We start from the raw sequence: 2,458 nt of genomic DNA on the forward strand, positions 1-2,458 counted from the left end.
CACGAGGTGACTAGCCCGCAGGCATTCGAGGCGCTCCGGCTGGCCGGTCGACCGCTGCGCCGCTCGGATCTCACCATCGCCACCGAGGATCACAACGTCCCGACCATCGACACGCTGCGCCCGATCGCCGACCCGGTCTCGGCCGCCCAGGTCGAGGCCCTGCGTAAGAACTGCGCCGACTTCGGTGTCCGGCTGCATCCGATGAACGACCCCGGTCAGGGGATCGTCCACGTCGTCGGTCCGCAGCTCGGCCTCACCCAGCCGGGCATGACGATCGTCTGCGGGGACAGCCACACCTCCACCCACGGCGCGTTCGGCGCGCTCGCCTTCGGCATCGGCACGAGCCAGGTCGAGCATGTGCTGGCCACCCAGACGCTGCCGCTGCGCCCGCCGAAGACCATGGCGGTCACGGTGGACGGGGCGCTGCCCGCCGGTGTCACCGCCAAGGACCTGATTCTCGCGATCATCGCCCGGATCGGCACCGCCGGCGGCCAGGGGCATGTGATCGAATACCGCGGCGAGGCCATCCGCGGGCTGTCCATGGAAGGCCGCATGACGGTGTGCAACATGTCCATCGAAGCGGGTGCTCGCGCCGGCATGGTCGCTCCCGACGAGGTGACCGTCGCCCACCTGCGGGGCCGCCCGCACGCGCCGGTAGGCGCGGACTGGGACGCCGCACTCGCCTACTGGGCGACCCTGGCAACCGACGACGACGCGGTGTTCGACCGCGAGGTCGTGGTGGACGCGGCTGCGCTGAGCCCGTTCGTGACCTGGGGTACCAATCCCGGGCAGGGCGCGCCGCTGTCGTCCCGGGTGCCCGACCCGGCGGACTACCCCGATCCGGCGGTCCGCTCCTCGGCCGAGCGCGCTCTGGCCTACATGGCGCTGACGCCCGGCACGCCGCTGCGCGACATCCCGGTGGACACGGTGTTCATCGGTTCCTGCACCAACGGGCGCATCGAGGACCTGCGGGCCGCCGCGGCCGTCCTGCGCGGTCGCCGGGTGGCCGACGGACTGCGGGTCCTGGTGGTCCCCGGCTCGATGACGGTGAAGGCGGACGCCGAGGCCGAAGGGCTCGACGAGGTCTTCCGCGCAGCCGGTGCGCAGTGGCGCAGCGCCGGTTGCTCGATGTGCCTGGGCATGAACCCGGACACGCTGGGGCCCGGCGAGCGCAGCGCGTCCACGTCCAACCGCAACTTCGAAGGACGTCAGGGCCCGGGCGGGCGCACCCACCTGGTCTCGCCCGCCGTCGCAGCCGCGACCGCCGTCACCGGGCGGCTGACCGCGCCCGCCGATCTCTGACCGGCGAGACAACCCCAACCACGACATGACGAAGGGGGCGCATCCGCGATGGAGGCGTTCACCACGCACACCGGCCGGGCGGTGCCGCTGCGGCGCAGCGACGTCGACACCGACCAGATCATCCCCAGCGACTGGCTCAAGCGGATCGAACGAACCGGCTTCGGCGCGGGCCTGTTCTCGCAGTGGCGGGCCGATCCGGGCTTCGTCCTGAACAACCCGGTTCACAGCGGCGCCACGATCCTGCTTGCCGGCCCGGATTTCGGCACCGGGTCGTCCCGCGAGCACGCCGTGTGGGCGCTGCAGGACTATGGCTTCAAAGTGGTGATCTCGGCGCGTTTCGCCGACATCTTCCGCGGCAACGCCCTGGGAAACGGCCTGCTGCCGGTCGTGCTCCCGGCCGCGACGGTCGAGGCGCTCATCGACCAGGTCGAGGCCGATCCCACCACTTGCGATTACCGTTGACCTGGCTGCACTCGAGGTGCGGGCACCCGGGCTCGTCGCGGGCTTCGAGATCGACGACTTCACCCGCTGGCGTCTGATGGAGGGTCTGGACGACGTCGGTCTGACCTTGCGTCACCAGGATGCGATCACAGCCTTCGAGACGACTCGCCCCGGGTGGTTCCCGGTGACCGGGTAGGAGACTATTGGTCGTCACTGAATGTGGCGAACTGTGGTCGATCGAGGGCTCGTCCGCCATCCTCCGGGTGCCGCTAGATGATCTAGAAGAGTCGTTGACGTGCGGGTTTGTGTTGCGCGACACGCGCAGGGGAATTGCCCTAACCGGTGGACATGCCTACGGTGCAGCGCAGTGTGATGCCCGATCTGCTCCCTAACCCCGCGCCCGCGGGGGGCGTCCGGAGGTTGTTGTGAACAAGTCCCAGTTGGTTGATCGCATCGCCCAGCAGATCGAGGGCGGGCGATCGAACGCGACCAAAGCAGTCGATGCCGTGTTCGAGGCGATCCAGGAAGCCGTGTCAGCCGGTGAGAAGGTCACCATCACCGGGTTCGGCGTCTTCGAGCGTGTCGAGCGGGCGGCCCGTACCGGCCGCAACCCGGCCACAGGCGAGCCGGTGCAGGTGGCCGCCTCGGTCGTGCCGAAGTTCAGGCCGGGTTCGGAGTTCAAGGCCAGCGTGTCGGCGAGCGAGGAGTGAGCGAG

Annotated in this window: 2 protein-coding genes and 1 pseudogene; all 3 read left to right on the forward strand. The window is 69.9% G+C overall.

Annotated elements, in window-relative coordinates; translation table 11 throughout:
- A partial coding sequence (gene leuC, locus U9980_RS05580; protein WP_322766970.1) for a 3-isopropylmalate dehydratase large subunit occupies nt 1–1,302 on the forward strand: 1,302 nt, incomplete at its 5' end.
- Nucleotides 1,303–1,350: 48 nt separating this feature from the next.
- Nucleotides 1,351–1,939: pseudogene (gene leuD, locus U9980_RS05585) on the forward strand (3-isopropylmalate dehydratase small subunit).
- Nucleotides 1,940–2,168: 229 nt separating this feature from the next.
- Complete coding sequence (locus tag U9980_RS05590; protein WP_239310351.1) at nt 2,169–2,453, forward strand: HU family DNA-binding protein; 285 nt, start codon at nt 2,169–2,171, stop codon at nt 2,451–2,453.
- Nucleotides 2,454–2,458 lie beyond the last annotated feature (5 nt).

Source organism: Protofrankia sp. Cr1 (assembly GCF_963555865.1).
GTDB lineage: Bacteria > Actinomycetota > Actinomycetes > Frankiales > Frankiaceae > Protofrankia.